We start from the raw sequence: 15,425 nt of genomic DNA, 5'->3' as shown, positions 1-15,425 counted from the left end.
GTGTTGCGTGATCGCATGCGTGCATTCCTCTCTGCGTATGTAGCAGGTCCGTCCTGGGTCCGCGTGCCCGTAACCCGCTCCGTCGATGATGATGCAAACGTTTACGCGGAACCGCGTCAAGGGCTCGCAATAACGTTTCTGTAACGCGGGTCACATTTCCGTGGGAACGCTCCCACGACCGGATGAAAGTACCAGGGAAGGGCCCGAGACCGGACGATCTCCACGCCCCGAGAACCGCAATCTCCCCGGTCTGATCCGGTTGAGCGCTCTCAGAGTTCGGCGAACGGCGTCCGAAACCGTAGGAATTACGGAATCGGGACGCGGTGGAACAGGCCGGACGGATGCTCAGGCGCCGAGCTCGCCGAGCTCGGCGAGCTCCGCGTCGACATGGGGATCGGTGGCCCCGAGGGCGTCCAGCTCGGCCTTCAGGCCCTGCTGGACGGCCAGCGCCTCGGCGGTCCGGCCGAGGTGGCGCAGCGCCCATCCGACCATCCAGCGGGCGACCCTCGTGCGATCGTCGTCGCCGATCCGCTCACGGGCCGCGACAGCCTGCTCGAACGTCGCGAGCGCGGCCGCGAAGTCGCCCGCGTCCGCGTGCGTCATCCCGATGTTGTTCAGCAGCGACGCGTCCCAGTCACGCGCCTCCTGGTCGGCCGAGCCGGTCGCGATCGCGAGCGCGCGCTCGTGGAGCGCGACCTGCTCCTCGGGTGGCGCGACCAGGGCCTGCATGTGGATCGCGTCGATGCGCAGCGCGTCGTCCTCGTCGTACGCCGCAGCCGCGTCGAAGTGTGGCCGGGCGGCGTCGGGCGAGCCGGCCGACCGCAGCAGCCGGCCGCGCTCCAGGGAGACGCGGGCCGCCACCTCGTGATCACCGACGGCGAGGTGGTCGAGGATCGCGTGGCCGTCGTCGTACTTCTCCTGCAGGCCGAGGGCCCGTGCGACCTGCGTCAGCAGCACCAGCCGCTCGGTGCCCTCGGCGACGTCCGCCGCCTCGCGGAACCGCTGCTCTGAGCCGGCCGGGTCGTCGAAGTCCCACAGGGCGCGCAGGTCGGTCATCGGCGCGCCGTCAGCCGGCGGCGCAGGTCGGCCTCCCGGGCCAGCCGCCGCGCGTCGCGCTCGCGCCGGGCGGCCGCGACCGCGCCGAGGAAGACCTCCGGGGGCGTGCCGGGCGGAGGGGGAGGAGCGACGTACTCGCTGACGGCGGCCGCGAGCTGCAGGCCGATCGCGGCGCGCGAGGCGGGGTCGATCTGCGGCAGCCGCCCGAGGTACTGGCGTACGGCGAGCGTGAGCCCGGTCGGCAGCGAGGCCAGGTCGGCGCTCGCGGCCCACGCCGCCAGCTGCGGCGGCATCGGGGCCGGCGGGTCGAGCCGCAGCTTCACGCGCTCGCGGACGACATAGGTGCCGGCGGCGTAGTCGCCCAGCCGCTTGCCGCGCGAGCTGATCAGCGCCGAGAAGAACGCCGGGCCGCCCATGAACACGTAGATCTCGACGACGCCGATCAGCGCGCGCACGAACGCGTGCTGGAACGAGATCGGCCCGGCGTCGTCGCGCACCGTGCGCAGCCCGAAGGCCAGCTTGCCCAGCGAGCGGCCGCGCGTCAGCGTCTCGATCGCGGTGGGGAAGACCAGGAGCGACACGATGATCGCGCCCAGCATCGCCACCTGGATCAGCGCCTCCGACGTGCGCAGGGCCGCGATCGCCAGGCCGATGATCAGCCCGATCAGCAGCAGGATCGTGACGGTGACGTCGATCAGTCCGGAGGCGATCCGGGTGCCGAGGCTGGCCGGGGGCAGGTCGAGGGCGACCGCCTCGCCGGTGACGAGGTCGTCGGTCGTGAGCGTCGCGAACTCCTGCGTTGCCATCGCGGTCAGTCTAGGAGCGCGAGAAGGACGGGCTCCCAGTTCGCGAGCAAGGTGCTGAGATGCGTGGCGGGCTCGTCGGGCCAGGTGTGCACCGGGCAGCGGACGTCCTCGGGCGTCGCGTTCCACGGCCGGAAGGTCAGTGCCGCGTCGCGCAGGTAGCCGTCGTCGTCGGCCAGCGCCTCGCGCACCGATGCCGCGACCTGCTCCGTCGTACGGCGTGACGCGAGCAGGGCTGCGTCGGCGGGTGGCAGCTCGGCGAGGAACCGCGCGGCCAGCGCGGCGTCATCGGGGTCCGCCGGGTCGAGCCGTCCCACCCACTCCGCGAACTCGGGGCGGAACCGCTCGACGACCTCGGCGACCGTGCCGTCCTCGCGGCGCCGTCCGTCCGGCGGCGCCACCAGTCCGAGGGCGCTGACCCGGTCGGGGTGCCGGGCCGCGCAGACCAGCGCGTAGGCACTGCCGATCGACATCCCGAGCACCGCGAAGCGGTCGATGCCGAGCAGGTCGGCGACCGCGACGGCGTCATCGGCGACCGACGCCTGCGTCGATGCGTGCCGCTCGGAGCGTCCGTACCCGGGCCGGTTCACCGCGACCAGCCGCACGCCGACCCGGGCCGCCGCCTCGGCGCCGGACATCGCCACGTGCCGGGTGTCCGGGCAGCCGTGGAAGAACAGGACCGCAGGCAGCTCGCCACCGCTGTCCCAGTACTGCGCCCGACGGCCGTCGGGCAGCCGCAGGAGGTCGCTCGCGGTCATCACCGCACCCTAGGCTCTCGTCATGGACCTCGACGCGTACGTCGCCGCGCACGCGTTCGAGTGGCAGCGGCTCGAGGCACTGACCAAGAAGCGCCGGCTCACCGGCGCCGAGGCCGACGAGCTCGTCGAGCGCTACGCGCAGGTCGCCACGCACCTGTCCGTCGTACGCACGTCCGCTCCGGACCCCTCCCTCGTCGCGCACCTCTCGTCGCTGCTGTCCCGGGCGCGCAACCGCGCCGCCGGCGGCCGGACCAGCACCTGGCGCGGGGTCGGGCTGTTCTTCACCGAACGCTTCCCGGCCGCGCTCTACCGGCTGCGCTGGTGGTGGATCACCACGCTCGTGGTGAACGTCGTCGTGACCGGCGTGATGATCTGGTGGCTGCTCGACCACCCGCTCGTCGAGCAGAGCCTGCTGTCGCCCGCGGAGGTCGACCAGCTCGTCAACCACGACTTCGAGGACTACTACAGCGAGTACGCCGCCAGTCACTTCGCGGCGCAGGTGTGGGTCAACAACGCCTGGGTCGCGGCTCTCTGCCTGGCCCTCGGGATCCTCGGCTTCCCGATCGTCTACCTGCTCTTCACGAACATGGCGAACGTCGCGATCCTCGGCTCGATCATGATCCGGCACGACCACGGCGCCCACTTCTGGGGACTGCTGCTGCCGCACGGCCTGCTCGAGCTGACCGCCGTCTTCGTCGCCGCCGGCGTCGGGCTCAAGCTGTTCTGGTCGTGGGTCGAGCCCGGCGAGCTGACCCGCGCCCAGTCGATCGCCCGCGAGGGTCGTACGGCCGGCACCGTCGCGCTCGGCCTCGTCGCGGTGCTGTTCGTCAGCGGCGTCATCGAGGCGTTCGTGACGCCGTCCGGCCTGCCCACGTGGGCCCGCGTGGGCATCGGCCTCCTGGCCGAGGCGGTGTTCTTCGCCTACGTGTTCGTGCTCGGCCGCCAGGCCTTCCACCGCGGCCAGACCGGTGACATCGACGCGTCGCTGCTCGAGGACCGGGTCGCGACGCAGGCGTGACTTGTCGGCCTGTCCTGTCACTTGTCGGGGGTTGCAACGGCCGACAGGCGCAGGAACCCCCGGTCGACCGGGGATTCCTGGGACAGAAGTGACTACAACAACCCCCGCGCCTTCAACGCCAGGTAGTGATCGGCCAGCGCCGGCGGCAGCTGCTCGGCGTCGGCGTCGACCACGTCCACGCCCAGCGCGCGCAGCAGGCCGGCGGTGTGGCGGCGCCGGTCGATGACCTGCTCGGCCGCGGCGGCGTCGTACACCTCGTCGACGGTGGCGCGCCGCTGGGCGAGCTCCTCGAGCGCGGGGTCACGGACGGACGCGAGCACGACCCGGTGGTGGTGGGTCAGGGTCGGCAGCACCGGCAGCAGCCCCTCCTCCACCGCGGACGGCTCGAGCGGCGTGAGCAGGACGACCAGCGCGCGCTGCCGCCCGAAGCCCGTGACCGCGCCGGCCAGCGATCCCCAGTCCGCCTCGGCGATCACCGGCTCGAGGTCGGCCATCACCTCCTGCAGGTTGGCCGCGACGTCGCGAGCGCCCGCCGACCGCAGCCGGGCGCGGACCCGGCGGTCACCGGCCACGAAGTCGATCCGGTCACCGGCCCGCGCGGCGAGCGCCGCCAGCAGGAGCGCGGCGTCCATCGCCGAGTCGAGACGGGGTACGTCGCCGACGCGGCCGGCCGAGGTGCGTGAGGTGTCCAGGACCAGCACGACGCGGCGGTCGCGCTCGGGCTGCCAGGTGCGGACCACCACCGTGCGGTTGCGGGCGCTGGCCCGCCAGTCGATCGAGCGGACGTCGTCGCCGCGGACGTACTCACGCAACGAGTCGAACTCCGTGCCCTGCCCACGCACCCGGATCGCGGCGCGGCCGTCGAGGTCGCGGAGCCGCGCCAACCGGCTGGGCAGGTGCTTGCGCGACTCGAACGGCGGCAGCGACCGCACCGCGCCCTCGACCGTCAGCGTCCGCTGGCGCGCCGCCAGCCCGAGCGGCCCGCGCAGCCGCACGGTCACGCCGAGCGCGCGCAGGTCGCCACGACGGCGCGGCAGCAGGGGAGTGCGCACGATCGTCCGGCCGCCACCCTCGAGCGAGAGCGGGTGCCGGTTGTCGCTCGCGCCGGCCGACGGCTGCCAGGCGTCGCGCAGCAGCCCGCGCACCCGCCGGCTCGACGTGTTCGTGACGAGCAGCATCGACTCGGCCGGCTGGCCGAGCCGGACCGTCCCGACCGGCTTCCGCGAGATCGTCACCGACCCGGGCGACGGGGCGAGCAGCAGGTCGAGGCCGACCAGGAGCGCGACGGCCAGGACCCAGAGCCACATGGTGCCGATGCCCGGGCGCAGCACGACCGCCACCACTCCGAGGAGCAGCAGCAGCGGGACGCGACCGGAGATGGACATCAGCGCGGGACCGGCACCGATCCGAGCGCAGAGGCCAGCACCTGCGCGACGTCCACGCCCTCGAGCTCGGCCTCGGGGCGCAGCCCGAGCCGGTGCACGAGGGTCGCGTGCGCGAGCGACTTCACGTCGTCCGGGGTGACGAAGTCGCGCCCGGTCAGCCACGCCCACGCGCGCGCCGAGCGCAGCAGCGCGGTCGCCCCGCGCGGACTGACGCCCAGGCTCAGCGACGGCGACTCCCGCGTCGCGCGGGCGATGTCGACGATGTAGCCCGCGACCTCGGGCGAGACCTGCACCTCGGCGACCGCCGCCCGCCCGGCCTCGATGTCGGCCGCGCCCGCGACCGCGGTGACGCCGGCGCCGGCGACGTCGCGCGGGTCGAAGCCGGCCGCGTGCCGGCGCAGGATCTCCATCTCCGCCTCGCGTTCCGGGATCGGCAGCACGACCTTGAGCAGGAACCGGTCGAGCTGCGCCTCGGGCAGCGGGTACGTGCCTTCGTACTCGACCGGGTTCTGCGTGGCCGCCACCAGGAACGGGCGGGGGAGCGGCCGCGAGACGCCGTCGACCGAGACCTGCCCCTCCTCCATCGCCTCGAGCAGCGCGGACTGCGTCTTGGGTGGCGTCCGGTTGATCTCGTCGGCGAGCAGCAGGTTGGTGAAGATCGGCCCCTCGCGGAAGCTGAGCTCGCCCTGCTTGCTGTCGATCACCATCGAGCCGGTGATGTCGCCGGGCATCAGGTCGGGCGTGAACTGCACCCGACGCGTGTCGACCGACAGCGCTCCGGCCAGGGTGCGCACGAGCAGCGTCTTCGCAACGCCCGGCACGCCTTCCATCAGCACGTGCCCGCCGCACAGCAGCGCGACGAGCAGCCCGGAGACTGCAGCGTCCTGGCCCACGACGGCCTTGGCCACCTCGGTACGTACGGCGGCCAGCCGCTCGCGCGCGTCACCTGCAGGGATCTCGGTCATGGTCGGCGTACCTCTCTGTCGAGCTCGGCCAGTCGGTTGGCCAGGGTGATCAGGTCGTGGTCGGTGGCGGGGACGGGCGCGCTCGGGCCGAGCAGCGCGTCGACCTCCTCGAGCGGCTTCCCGGTACGTCGCGCGAGGTCGCGGACGAGCGTCGCGGTGTCGGTCTGCGGCCCGAGCCCGAGCCGGTCGGCGGCCCGGATCCGTGCCGCGGAGCGCAGCACGGCCGCGGCGTGCGTCCGGTCGCCGGCCTTGCGGTAGAGCCGGCCCCGGCTGCGCGTGGTCTCGATCGCCTTCACGACCACCGGCAGCGGCTCGGTCGCCAGCGCGCCGAGCCGGCGGGCGCGCCAGATCAGCAGCGCCAGCGAGGCGATCACCAGCAGCCACAGGCTCGGCCGCAGCCAGTCGGGCAGCAGCGTCGTGAGGCTGACGCCGTCGTCGGCCACCAGGTCGTCGATGGTAGGGACGTACCAGACCAGCCGCTGGTCCTGCCCGAGCAGCCGGAGCACCACGGCGGCGTTCTCGGCGCGCAGCACCTGGTCGTTGGTGAGCGCCTCGCCGGCCCCCATCAGCACCATGCCGTCGCGCGGCTCTGCCAGCAGTGCGCCGTACTCCCCCCGGAAGCAGCCGTCCTCGGTCGGGTACTCGTACGCCCCGTCGACCTCGATCGACAGCCCGGCGTAGGTCGGGTCCGTGCAGCGCGCTGGTCGCGGGTCGTCGATCGACACGGAGAACGGCAGGTCGGAGATCCCGAACGCGCCGGTCGTGCCCGCGCCCGGCTCGACGAGCACCAGCGTCGCGTCCCGGGTGTGCGTCCGCAGCCGGCCGATCGTGCTCTCGCCGAGCTGGTCGGTCGACGTCACCAGCACCGTCGCGCCGTCGGCGTCGGTCGCCTCCAGCTCGTCGGCGTCGCGGACCACGGTGACGTCGACGCCCTGGTCGTCGAGCACCCGCGCCAGCGCCTGCGCCCCGTCGGGGTCGGGGTTGGCCGGGTCGAGGTAGCCGGTCCGCCGGTCCGCGGTCCCGCCGATCAGCACCACGACGACCGCGATCACCAGGCCCGCGACGATCAGCAGCGTCGCGCGGTGCCGCGCCCACCCGCTCATGACCGGCCCGCCAGGGCGTCGTCGAGCTCGAGCACGCTCGCGGCCTGCGCGGCGGTCGCCGGCCGGTCGCCGTACAGGACGGAGTCGAAGAGGGCCGCGGTGCCGTCGACCCGCTGCCGCTGACCGGGGTGCGCGGCGCCGACGGCGTGGGCCACCTCGTGCGCGGTCGCGCCGGGCAGGTCGTCGAGCAGCCCGCGCTCGACCTGGCGCACGGCCAGCGCGCGGAAGCCGTCCACGACCGCGTCCGCGTTGCGGCCCTCCGCCAGCGCCCGCTCGGCGCGCGCCCGGAGCTCGCGCGCGCTGACGCTGTCGTCGGTGATGACAGCCCGCCGGGCCTTCGCCACCCGGGCGGTACGCCGCGCACGCGACAGCAGCAGCCCGAGGGCGGTGGCCAGCGCCAGGAACGCGACCATCGCGGCGAACGTCGACAGCGGCGGCGCGTTCGACGCCGCGTTGACGGTGTCGTCGACCAACCGGCCGAGCCAGTCGAGGAGCTGCTGGAAGACGTCGCGCTCGTGGTACTCCGGTCGCACCAGCTCGCGCTCGAACAGCGAACGGGCCTCGTCCCCCGACGGGTCGAGCGGCGGCTGGCTCACGACGAGGTGATCCCGGCCTGGGTCATCAGCTCGACGTCGTACGCCTCCTTGCGCATCCGCTGGTCGAGGTACTGCAGCGACGTGACCGCGGCCGTGAACGGCGCGGTGAACGCGGCTGCGAGCACCGACCCGATCGCCGAGAGCAGGACCACGAGCAGCGGGGCCCACTGCGAGGACACCACGCCGGCACCGATGATCTGGGCGGCGAGCGTGAACGGGAACGACAGCAGGCCGCCGGCGATCTGCACGATGATCAGCGTCAGGACGCCGATGCCGAACGTGCGCCAGTACTGCCGCGAGGTGAGCCGGTAGCCGCGCCCGATCGCCCGGAACACCGTGGTCCGCTCGATCATCAGCGCCGGCACCGGCAGGTAGTAGACGCGGATCCAGAACCACAGCAGGAACACGAGGAACGCCGGCACGGACACGATGCCGAACACGATGATCGCCCAGGTCGGGAGCAGCAGCGTGACCGGGATCCAGAGGACGACGTAGACGAGCACCAGTCCGAACGTCATCAGCGCCAGCAGGACGGTGAGCCCGATCAGTCGCCACCGCGAGCCGTGCGTGGCCGCCCACGCCTCACCGAGGGTGAGCCGGCGGCCGATCGCCGCCGCCGCGGTGACGTGGGCGATCATCCCGGTCACCAGGACCATCCCGACCGACTGGAGGAGCGCCCCGATCGTGAGCGACCCGAAGCTGCCGACCACTCCGATCAGCTCCGCGGTCGTGAGCTCACCGCCGTTGTCGGCGGTGAAGTCGACCAGCACGGTCAGGATCGCGGTGACGACGATCGGGATCGCCATCGCCGCCGCGGTCACCAGGACCGCGGACCCGACGGTCGCCTTCGGGTTGAAGCGGATGATGCGGAACGCCGCGTCGTAGATGTCGCCGAGGCCCAGGGGGCGCAGCGGCATCGCGCCCGGCTTGTGGGCGGCGCCGAGCATGCCGGGCGCGAAGCCCGGTGGGATGCCCGGTGGAGGCGACGGGGCGGCCCACTGGGGGAGCGGCCACGGCGCCTTGGCCGGCGCGGGTGGAGGCTGCCAGCCGGGCGGTGGCGGAGGCCCGGGCGGCGGGTACCCCTGGTCGCCCGACATGGGCACAACCTAGTGGCTGGACAAGTGACTCGGCAGCACGCAGGCGGCATCGAGGCCGAGCACGTGGTTGAGCCGGCCGAACGCGAGCCACGACCCCAGGCACATCGACAGCTCGACGATCTCCTTGTCGGTGTACTCCGCCTTCATCCGCGTCCAGAAGCCCTCGTCCAGTCCGTGGTGGTCCTCGGCGTACCGCTCGGCGTACTCCGCCGCGAGCCGGGTGCGCTCGTCGAAGTCGGGCGTGATCCGCCAGTCGGTGACCGCGTCGGCGAACGTCTCCTCGACCTTGGTCCCGTCCCGCTCGGTGCGCCAGTCCTGGCAGAACAGGCAGCCGTTGATCTGCGCGATCCGCAGCCGGGCCGCCTCGAACTCGCGCAGCCCGAGCGTGGAGTGCTCGTAGACCGCCATCGAGAACTTGGAGGCGGGGTGGCCGATGCCCGGCACCATCTCGCCCCAGACGTACATGATCGGGTCCTTGTCCTCCGGGACGTCGACGATCACCTGCTGCTCCTTCCGATGCGCCCGCGCGCGGGCGAGAGGGGTACGTCGAGGCCGTCGTACAGGCCCGGCTCGACAGTGGTCAGCCACGGGATCGCGTTGACCAGGCGGTTCGCGGCCGTGGCGTTGCCGCCGGCGGCCCGGTTGTCGCCCTCGTCGGTCGCCTCGAGGCTGACCTCGATCCGCGGCCGACCCTCGATGACGACCCGGTGGGCGCCGGCGCCGCCGTCCGGGGGCACCGGCCAGTCGGTGGCGCAGCCGGGGTCGATGCGGGTGACGTGCTCGACCACGATCCGCGGCTCCCCGTCGACCACGCCCTGCACCTCGAAGCGGAGCGCGCCCTGGGTGCCCGCGGCGAACAGGCCCATGCCGTTGGTGACGTCGCCGTCCAGTGGGCGGCGCTCGAGCGTCTCGCGGATCTCGTCGAGCTCGACGCCGAGCGCCCGGGCGATCATCCGGACCTGCCCGCCCCACACCATCGTCGGGACGCCGGGCGCCACCATCGGGGGTTCGTACGCCATCGGTTCGCCCATCCCGACGAGGAACCGCACGGAGTCCGGCTGGTCGTAGGTCGAGTAGTCGAAGATCTCCTGGCAGCGGACCTCGTCGATCGTCCCGCCCAGTCCGCTGAGCAGCACCGGTAGCACGTCGTTGCCCCAGCCCGGGTCGACCCCGCTGGCGAAGAATGCGGAGCCCCCCTGCTTCGCGGCCTCCAGCAGGGGAGCGGTCACCTCGTCCGGAGCGCTGCGGTGGTCGTACAGCGCATAGAGAGCGGGGGTGACCACGACCTTCCCGGCGCGCAGGCAGCGGGCGACGTCGTCGAGCGCGCCGTCCGGCCGGATGTCGCCCGACGCCATGTACGCGACCGCGCCGGCGCCCGCGAGGGCGGCGTCCACGTCCGTGGTGGTGAGGACGCCGAGGTCGCGGCCGAGATCGGCCAGGTCGCCGGCGTCGCGGCCGGCCTTCTCAGGCGTCGAGGTGATGACCGCGCTGAGCTCGAGGCCCGGGTGGGCGGCCACGGACCGGATCGCGGCGCGACCCATGTTTCCCGTTCCCCACACCGCGACAGGTACCGTCGTACCGTCCGCGTGGACGCCGGAATAGAACGTGTTCTCGTTCTGCATGACAGGACGATAGCGGCCTCGGTGGTCGAGGTGCGAGCGAAGCGAGCCTCGACACCACCCTGCCGAGCCGCCGATCGACTGCTCGAGCAGGCCGGTTTCGGGACACGTCACGGGCCCACGCGCTGGAGCGCATGTCCCCGTCGACGCCCTCGACCTCGCGCCTGGATCGGGGTGCTCCGAGCAAGCTCGGATCACCCCGGGCGCTGAATTTGGTGTGGGGCGCGATGTCTGCCAAGATAGTCCGGTTGCTTCGGCTGGGTTGCCGGGGTGCGCCACACATCTTGACTTCTGAATCGCGTCTCCTGACAGGTCAGCAGTCGGCATGTGCCGCACCGAACCTGGAGACCCGATCTGCTCGACGAACCGTCGGGCGCCATCCAACACCAGCGAGATCCCGGTCTCGTGTTGCGTGAAACATGCGCGACACGCCCGACCGCGGGGGTCGGAGCCGGGGTCAGATGGGAAGCACGGGGTGGGACCGACTCAATTCGGAGGACGTCCCGGGACAAGCACGCGGTACTGATGGAGAAGGACGAGCTACCTATGGCGGGACAGAAGATCCGCATCAGGCTCAAGGCCTATGACCACGAGGTGATCGACACCTCGGCGCGCAAGATCGTGGACACGGTCACCCGCACGGGTGCCAAGGTCGCCGGCCCGGTGCCGCTGCCGACCGAGAAGAACGTCTACTGCGTCATTCGCTCGCCGCACAAGTACAAGGACTCCCGCGAGCACTTCGAGATGCGCACGCACAAGCGCCTCATCGACATCATCGACCCCACGCCGAAGACCGTCGACTCGCTGATGCGCCTCGACCTGCCTGCCGGCGTCGACATCGAGATCAAGCTCTGAGGTCGCCTGACATGACTTTCGAACGCAATGTGAAGGGCCTGCTGGGCACCAAGCTCGGCATGACCCAGCTCTGGGACGAGAACAACAAGATCGTCCCCGTGACCGTGATCGCGGCCAGCACCAACGTGGTGACCCAGGTCCGCACTCCCGCGACCGATGGCTACAACGCCATCCAGGTCGGCTTCGGTGAGATCGACGGCCGCAAGGTGAACAAGCCGCAGGCCGGCCACTTCGGCAAGGCGGGCACCACGCCGCGCCGCCACGTGGTCGAGATCCGCACGGCCACCGCCGCCGACTACACCGTGGGCCAGGAGCTGCCCGTCGACACGTTCGCCGCTGGCGACGACATCGACGTGACCGGCACCAGCAAGGGCAAGGGTTTCGCCGGTGTGATGAAGCGCCACGGCTTCGCGGGTGTCTCCGCGTCGCACGGTGCGCACCGCAACCACCGCAAGCCGGGCTCGATCGGCGCCTGCGCCACCCCCGGCCGCGTGTTCAAGGGCGTCCGCATGGCCGGCCGGATGGGTACTGACACCGTCACCACCCAGAACGTCACCGTGCACGCCGTCGACGTCGAGAAGGGCCTGATCCTCCTCAAGGGTGCCGTTCCCGGCCCCAAGGGTGGTCTCGTGGTCCTCCGCTCGGCCGCCAAGAAGACGGAGGTCTGATCATGGCTGACAACGAGAAGACCACTCCCGAGGAGACGGCGGCCGAGAAGCCCGCCAAGAAGACCGCGGCGAAGAAGACGGCTGCGAAGAAGACGGCGGAGACGCCGGCTGCTGAGAAGCCCGCTGCGAAGAAGACCGCTGCCAAGAAGACCGCCGCGAAGACGGCTGCTCCGAAGGCCGCCAAGGTCGACTTCCCCGCCGAGATCTTCGACGTGGAGCTCAACATCCCGCTCATCCACCAGGTCGTCGTCGCGCAGCAGGCCGCTGCTCGCCAGGGCACGCACGCCACCAAGACCCGCGGCGAGGTCCGCGGTGGTGGCCGCAAGCCCTACAAGCAGAAGGGCACCGGCCGCGCCCGCCAGGGCTCGACCCGCGCGCCGCAGTTCGCCGGCGGTGGCACCGTCCACGGCCCGCAGCCGCGCAGCTACGACCAGCGCACCCCCAAGAAGATGAAGGCCGCCGCTCTCCGCGGTGCCCTCTCGGACCGGGCGCGCAACGACCGGATCCACGTCGTGGACGCGCTGATCTCCGCCGACAAGCCGTCGACTCGCTCCGCTCTCGCGGCGCTGTCGACGCTGGCCGAGCGGAACCGCTTCCTCGTCGTGCTCGAGCGGACCGACTCCGTCACCTGGCTCTCGCTGCGCAACGCGCCGCAGGTGCACATCGTGGCTGTCGACCAGCTCAACACCTACGACGTGCTGGCGTCTGACGACGTGGTCTTCACGCAGGGCGCCTACGACGCCTTCGTGAACGGCACTGCGAAGACCGAGGAGGCTGCCAAGTGAGCACCCTGCACAAGGACCACCGCGACATCCTGCTCGCGCCGGTCGTGTCCGAGAAGAGCTACAGCCTCCTCGACGCGAACAAGTACACCTTCCTGGTGCACCCGGACGCGAACAAGACCGAGATCAAGATCGCGGTCGAGAAGGTGTTCAACGTCAAGGTGACGTCGGTCAACACGATCAACCGCCAGGGCAAGACGCGCCGGACCCGCAACGGTCTCGGCAAGCGCAAGGACACCAAGCGCGCGATCGTCAGCCTCGCCGAGGGCCACCGCATCGACATCTTCGGAGGTCCGGTCTCCTGACCGGGCAGCTGGATAACGAGGACTGAGACATGGCTATCCGTAAGTACAAGCCGACTACCCCGGGCCGTCGCGGCTCGTCGGTCGCCGACTTCGTCGAGATCACCCGGACCACTCCGGAGAAGTCGCTGACGCGTCCGCTGCCCAAGAAGGGCGGCCGCAACAACCAGGGCCGGATCACCACCCGGCACCAGGGTGGCGGTCACAAGCGGGCCTACCGCATCATCGACTTCCGTCGCTACGACAAGGACGGCGTGCCGGCCAAGGTCGCTCACATCGAGTACGACCCGAACCGCACCGCGCGCATCGCGCTCCTGCACTACGCCGACGGCGAGAAGCGCTACATCATCGCGCCGAAGGACCTGTCGCAGGGCACCCGCGTGGAGTCCGGCCCGAACGCCGACATCAAGCCCGGCAACAACCTGCCGCTGCGCAACATCCCCGTCGGTACGACCATCCACTGCGTGGAGCTTCGTCCCGGTGGCGGCGCCAAGATGGCCCGCTCGGCCGGCAACAGCGCCCAGCTGATCGCCCGTGAGGGTTCGCGCGCCACGCTGCGTCTGCCCTCGGGCGAGATGCGGTACGTCGACGTGCGCTGCCGCGCCACCATCGGCGAGGTCGGCAACGCCGAGCAATCGAACATCAACTGGGGCAAGGCCGGCCGTATGCGCTGGAAGGGCAAGCGCCCGACCGTCCGTGGTGTCGTCATGAACCCGGTCGACCACCCGCACGGTGGTGGCGAGGGCAAGACCTCCGGTGGTCGCCACCCGGTCTCCCCGTGGGGCAAGCCCGAGGGCCGCACGCGCAAGCGCAAGGCCTCTGACTCCCAGATCATCCGCCGTCGCAAGACCGGCAAGGGTAGGAAGTAACTGAGATGCCTCGCAGCCTGAAGAAGGGCCCCTTCGTCGACGGCCACCTGCAGAAGAAGGTGGACGCGGAGAACGAGAAGGGCAGCCACAACGTCATCAAGACCTGGTCGCGCCGCTCGATGATCGTGCCGGACATGATCGGGCACACGATCGCCGTGCACGACGGTCGCAAGCACGTTCCCGTGTTCGTGACCGACGCGATGGTGGGTCACAAGCTCGGGGAGTTCGCCCCGACCCGCACCTACCGCGGACACGTCAAGGAAGACCGGAAGGGACGTCGTCGATGAGCACCACTGAGCGCATGCGCACCAGCGCGCGTCGCGAGTCGCTCCTGGGCGGCCAGCCGGGCGCCTTCGCGAGTGCCCGCTACCAGCGCATCACCCCGATGAAGGCCCGCCGTGTCGTCGACATGGTCCGTGGTCTCCCCGTCGACGAGGCCCTGTCGCTGCTGCAGTTCGCGCCGCAGGCCGCCTCGGAGACCGTCTACAAGGTGCTGGAGAGCGCCATCGCCAACGCCGAGACCACTGAGGGCCTCGACCGCAGCGACCTGGTCGTCTCCAACGCGCAGGTGGACGAGGGTCCGACCATGAAGCGCTGGCGTCCCCGCGCGCAGGGTCGCGCGACGCGGATCAACAAGCGCACGAGCCACATCACGCTGGTCGTGCAGCCGGCCGACGTTGCTGGCGCCAAGAAGGGTGGCAAGAAGTAATGGGTCAGAAGATCAACCCGAACGGCTTCCGCCTGGGCATCTCGACCGACCACAAGAGCCGTTGGTACGCCGACAAGCTCTACAAGTCGTACGTCGGCGAGGACGTCGCCATCCGCAAGCTGCTCTCCAAGGGCATGGAGCGGGCCGGCATCTCCAAGGTCGAGATCGAGCGCACCCGTGACCGGGTCCGCGTGGACATCCACACGGCCCGCCCGGGCATCGTCATCGGTCGCCGCGGCGCCGAGGCCGACCGCATCCGCGGTGAGCTCGAGAAGCTCACGGGCAAGCAGGTCCAGCTGAACATCCTCGAGGTCAAGAACCCCGAGATCGACGCGCAGCTGGTCGCCCAGGGTGTGGCCGAGCAGCTGTCGGGCCGCGTGCAGTTCCGTCGCGCGATGCGCAAGGCGATGCAGACCTCGATGCGTTCCGGTGCCAAGGGCATCCGGATCCAGTGCTCCGGCCGCCTCAACGGCGCCGAGATGTCGCGCACCGAGTTCTACCGCGAGGGTCGCGTCCCGCTGCACACGCTGCGTGCCGACATCGACTACGGCTTCTACGAGGCCCGCACGACCTTCGGCCGCATCGGCGTGAAGGTCTGGATCTACAAGGGCGAGGTCGCCGGCACCCGTGCCGAGCGTCAGGCCCAGGCCGCTGCCCGCGCCGGTGTTCCCGGTCGTGGCGGTGCGCGTGACGGTGCCCGTGGTGGCGCCCGTGGCGCCGACCGCCCGAGCCGTGGCTCGCGCAGCGACCGTCCGACCCGCTCGGACCGCGGCGACGCCGCTCCCGCCGCCGAGGCTCCGGCCGAGGCGCCCGCAGCTGAGACCCCGAAGGAGGCCTGAG

Annotated in this window: 19 protein-coding genes; 9 read left to right on the top strand and 10 right to left on the bottom strand. The window is 71.5% G+C overall.

Annotated features, from left to right (window positions below; all coding sequences use genetic code 11):
• Positions 1-345: 345 nt before the first annotated feature.
• Genes MJ604_RS13085 through MJ604_RS13075 form a run of 3 tightly spaced genes read right to left on the bottom strand, consistent with a single transcriptional unit; the run spans position 346 to position 2,617 of the window.
• Complete coding sequence (locus tag MJ604_RS13085; protein ID WP_243058900.1) at positions 346-1,056, bottom strand: tetratricopeptide repeat protein; 711 nt, start codon at positions 1,054-1,056, stop codon at positions 346-348.
• The gene (locus tag MJ604_RS13080; RefSeq protein WP_243058899.1) at positions 1,053-1,862 is read right to left on the bottom strand and encodes an RDD family protein; all 810 of its coding nucleotides are present in this window, start codon (positions 1,860-1,862) and stop codon (positions 1,053-1,055) included. Before MJ604_RS13080 ends, MJ604_RS13085 begins: the two co-directional genes overlap by 4 nt.
• 5 nt (positions 1,863-1,867) lie before the next feature.
• Complete coding sequence (locus MJ604_RS13075; RefSeq protein WP_243058898.1) at positions 1,868-2,617, bottom strand: alpha/beta fold hydrolase; 750 nt, start codon at positions 2,615-2,617, stop codon at positions 1,868-1,870.
• A gap of 22 nt (positions 2,618-2,639) precedes the next feature.
• Here MJ604_RS13075 and MJ604_RS13070 point away from each other — a divergent pair, with 22 nt between their 5' ends.
• The gene (locus tag MJ604_RS13070) at positions 2,640-3,635 is read left to right on the top strand and encodes a stage II sporulation protein M (RefSeq protein WP_243058897.1); all 996 of its coding nucleotides are present in this window, start codon (positions 2,640-2,642) and stop codon (positions 3,633-3,635) included.
• Between the two features lie 92 nt (positions 3,636-3,727).
• Here the strand turns inward: MJ604_RS13070 and MJ604_RS13065 are convergent, their stop codons facing one another.
• Genes MJ604_RS13065 through MJ604_RS13035 form a run of 7 tightly spaced genes read right to left on the bottom strand, consistent with a single transcriptional unit; the run spans position 3,728 to position 10,403 of the window.
• Complete coding sequence (locus MJ604_RS13065; RefSeq protein WP_243058896.1) at positions 3,728-5,020, bottom strand: DUF58 domain-containing protein; 1,293 nt, start codon at positions 5,018-5,020, stop codon at positions 3,728-3,730.
• Entirely contained in the window at positions 5,020-5,985 is a 966-nt protein-coding gene (locus tag MJ604_RS13060; RefSeq protein WP_243058895.1) for a MoxR family ATPase, read from the bottom strand. Before MJ604_RS13060 ends, MJ604_RS13065 begins: the two co-directional genes overlap by 1 nt.
• Complete coding sequence (locus tag MJ604_RS13055) at positions 5,982-7,088, bottom strand: DUF4350 domain-containing protein (protein WP_243058894.1); 1,107 nt, start codon at positions 7,086-7,088, stop codon at positions 5,982-5,984. Before MJ604_RS13055 ends, MJ604_RS13060 begins: the two co-directional genes overlap by 4 nt.
• Positions 7,085-7,684, bottom strand: coding sequence for a DUF4129 domain-containing protein (locus MJ604_RS13050; RefSeq protein WP_243058893.1), 600 nt, complete (start codon positions 7,682-7,684; stop codon positions 7,085-7,087). The genes MJ604_RS13055 and MJ604_RS13050 overlap by 4 nt, the downstream gene beginning before the upstream one ends.
• Entirely contained in the window at positions 7,681-8,781 is a 1,101-nt protein-coding gene (locus tag MJ604_RS13045) for a hypothetical protein (protein WP_243058892.1), read from the bottom strand. Before MJ604_RS13045 ends, MJ604_RS13050 begins: the two co-directional genes overlap by 4 nt.
• 9 nt (positions 8,782-8,790) lie before the next feature.
• Complete coding sequence (locus tag MJ604_RS13040; protein ID WP_243058891.1) at positions 8,791-9,282, bottom strand: carboxymuconolactone decarboxylase family protein; 492 nt, start codon at positions 9,280-9,282, stop codon at positions 8,791-8,793.
• Positions 9,279-10,403, bottom strand: coding sequence for a dihydrodipicolinate reductase (locus tag MJ604_RS13035; protein ID WP_243058890.1), 1,125 nt, complete (start codon positions 10,401-10,403; stop codon positions 9,279-9,281). The genes MJ604_RS13040 and MJ604_RS13035 overlap by 4 nt, the downstream gene beginning before the upstream one ends.
• A 543-nt stretch (positions 10,404-10,946) precedes the next feature.
• Between MJ604_RS13035 and rpsJ the strand changes: the two genes are divergently transcribed.
• The 8 genes from rpsJ to rpsC are packed head-to-tail and all read left to right on the top strand — an operon-like array spanning position 10,947 to position 15,424.
• A complete protein-coding gene (gene rpsJ, locus MJ604_RS13030) occupies positions 10,947-11,255 on the top strand; it encodes a 30S ribosomal protein S10 (RefSeq protein ID WP_008360994.1) in 309 nt (102 codons plus the stop codon).
• Between the two features lie 11 nt (positions 11,256-11,266).
• Entirely contained in the window at positions 11,267-11,923 is a 657-nt protein-coding gene (rplC, locus tag MJ604_RS13025; RefSeq protein WP_243058889.1) for a 50S ribosomal protein L3, read from the top strand.
• 2 nt (positions 11,924-11,925) lie between these two features.
• Positions 11,926-12,708 (top strand): 50S ribosomal protein L4, encoded by a 783-nt coding sequence (gene rplD / locus MJ604_RS13020; protein WP_243058888.1) that lies wholly within the window; start codon positions 11,926-11,928, stop codon positions 12,706-12,708.
• A complete protein-coding gene (gene rplW, locus MJ604_RS13015; RefSeq protein WP_243058887.1) occupies positions 12,705-13,010 on the top strand; it encodes a 50S ribosomal protein L23 in 306 nt (101 codons plus the stop codon). The genes rplD and rplW overlap by 4 nt, the downstream gene beginning before the upstream one ends.
• 29 nt (positions 13,011-13,039) lie before the next feature.
• Positions 13,040-13,876 (top strand): 50S ribosomal protein L2, encoded by an 837-nt coding sequence (rplB, locus tag MJ604_RS13010; RefSeq protein WP_243058886.1) that lies wholly within the window; start codon positions 13,040-13,042, stop codon positions 13,874-13,876.
• A 5-nt stretch (positions 13,877-13,881) separates the two neighbouring features.
• Positions 13,882-14,163, top strand: a complete 282-nt coding sequence (gene rpsS, locus MJ604_RS13005; protein ID WP_243058885.1) for a 30S ribosomal protein S19 — start codon at positions 13,882-13,884, stop codon at positions 14,161-14,163.
• Positions 14,160-14,585, top strand: a complete 426-nt coding sequence (rplV, locus tag MJ604_RS13000) for a 50S ribosomal protein L22 (protein ID WP_243058884.1) — start codon at positions 14,160-14,162, stop codon at positions 14,583-14,585. Before rpsS ends, rplV begins: the two co-directional genes overlap by 4 nt.
• Complete coding sequence (rpsC, locus tag MJ604_RS12995) at positions 14,585-15,424, top strand: 30S ribosomal protein S3 (protein WP_243058883.1); 840 nt, start codon at positions 14,585-14,587, stop codon at positions 15,422-15,424. The genes rplV and rpsC overlap by 1 nt, the downstream gene beginning before the upstream one ends.
• Position 15,425: the final 1 nt, after the last annotated feature.

Source organism: Nocardioides sp. SR21 (genome assembly GCF_022761125.1).
GTDB lineage: Bacteria > Actinomycetota > Actinomycetes > Propionibacteriales > Nocardioidaceae > Nocardioides.
The sequence above is the reverse complement of the archived record's forward strand: the minus strand, read 5'-3'. Positions and strand labels throughout refer to the sequence as shown.

Bases quoted from the DNA above. Each gene is read 5' to 3' on its own strand.
- rpsJ (WP_008360994.1), top strand. From the start codon at position 10,947: ATGGCGGGACAGAAGATCCGCATCAGGCTCAAGGCCTATGACCACGAG.
- MJ604_RS13080 (WP_243058899.1), bottom strand. From the start codon at position 1,862: ATGGCAACGCAGGAGTTCGCGACGCTCACGACCGACGACCTCGTCACC.
- MJ604_RS13035 (WP_243058890.1), bottom strand. From the start codon at position 10,403: ATGCAGAACGAGAACACGTTCTATTCCGGCGTCCACGCGGACGGTACG.
- MJ604_RS13070 (WP_243058897.1), top strand. From the start codon at position 2,640: ATGGACCTCGACGCGTACGTCGCCGCGCACGCGTTCGAGTGGCAGCGG.
- rpsS (WP_243058885.1), top strand. From the start codon at position 13,882: ATGCCTCGCAGCCTGAAGAAGGGCCCCTTCGTCGACGGCCACCTGCAG.
- MJ604_RS13055 (WP_243058894.1), bottom strand. From the start codon at position 7,088: ATGAGCGGGTGGGCGCGGCACCGCGCGACGCTGCTGATCGTCGCGGGC.
- MJ604_RS13075 (WP_243058898.1), bottom strand. From the start codon at position 2,617: ATGACCGCGAGCGACCTCCTGCGGCTGCCCGACGGCCGTCGGGCGCAG.
- MJ604_RS13065 (WP_243058896.1), bottom strand. From the start codon at position 5,020: ATGTCCATCTCCGGTCGCGTCCCGCTGCTGCTGCTCCTCGGAGTGGTG.
- MJ604_RS13060 (WP_243058895.1), bottom strand. From the start codon at position 5,985: ATGACCGAGATCCCTGCAGGTGACGCGCGCGAGCGGCTGGCCGCCGTA.
- rplD (WP_243058888.1), top strand. From the start codon at position 11,926: ATGGCTGACAACGAGAAGACCACTCCCGAGGAGACGGCGGCCGAGAAG.
- MJ604_RS13045 (WP_243058892.1), bottom strand. From the start codon at position 8,781: ATGTCGGGCGACCAGGGGTACCCGCCGCCCGGGCCTCCGCCACCGCCC.
- rpsC (WP_243058883.1), top strand. From the start codon at position 14,585: ATGGGTCAGAAGATCAACCCGAACGGCTTCCGCCTGGGCATCTCGACC.
- MJ604_RS13085 (WP_243058900.1), bottom strand. From the start codon at position 1,056: ATGACCGACCTGCGCGCCCTGTGGGACTTCGACGACCCGGCCGGCTCA.
- rplB (WP_243058886.1), top strand. From the start codon at position 13,040: ATGGCTATCCGTAAGTACAAGCCGACTACCCCGGGCCGTCGCGGCTCG.
- rplV (WP_243058884.1), top strand. From the start codon at position 14,160: ATGAGCACCACTGAGCGCATGCGCACCAGCGCGCGTCGCGAGTCGCTC.
- rplC (WP_243058889.1), top strand. From the start codon at position 11,267: ATGACTTTCGAACGCAATGTGAAGGGCCTGCTGGGCACCAAGCTCGGC.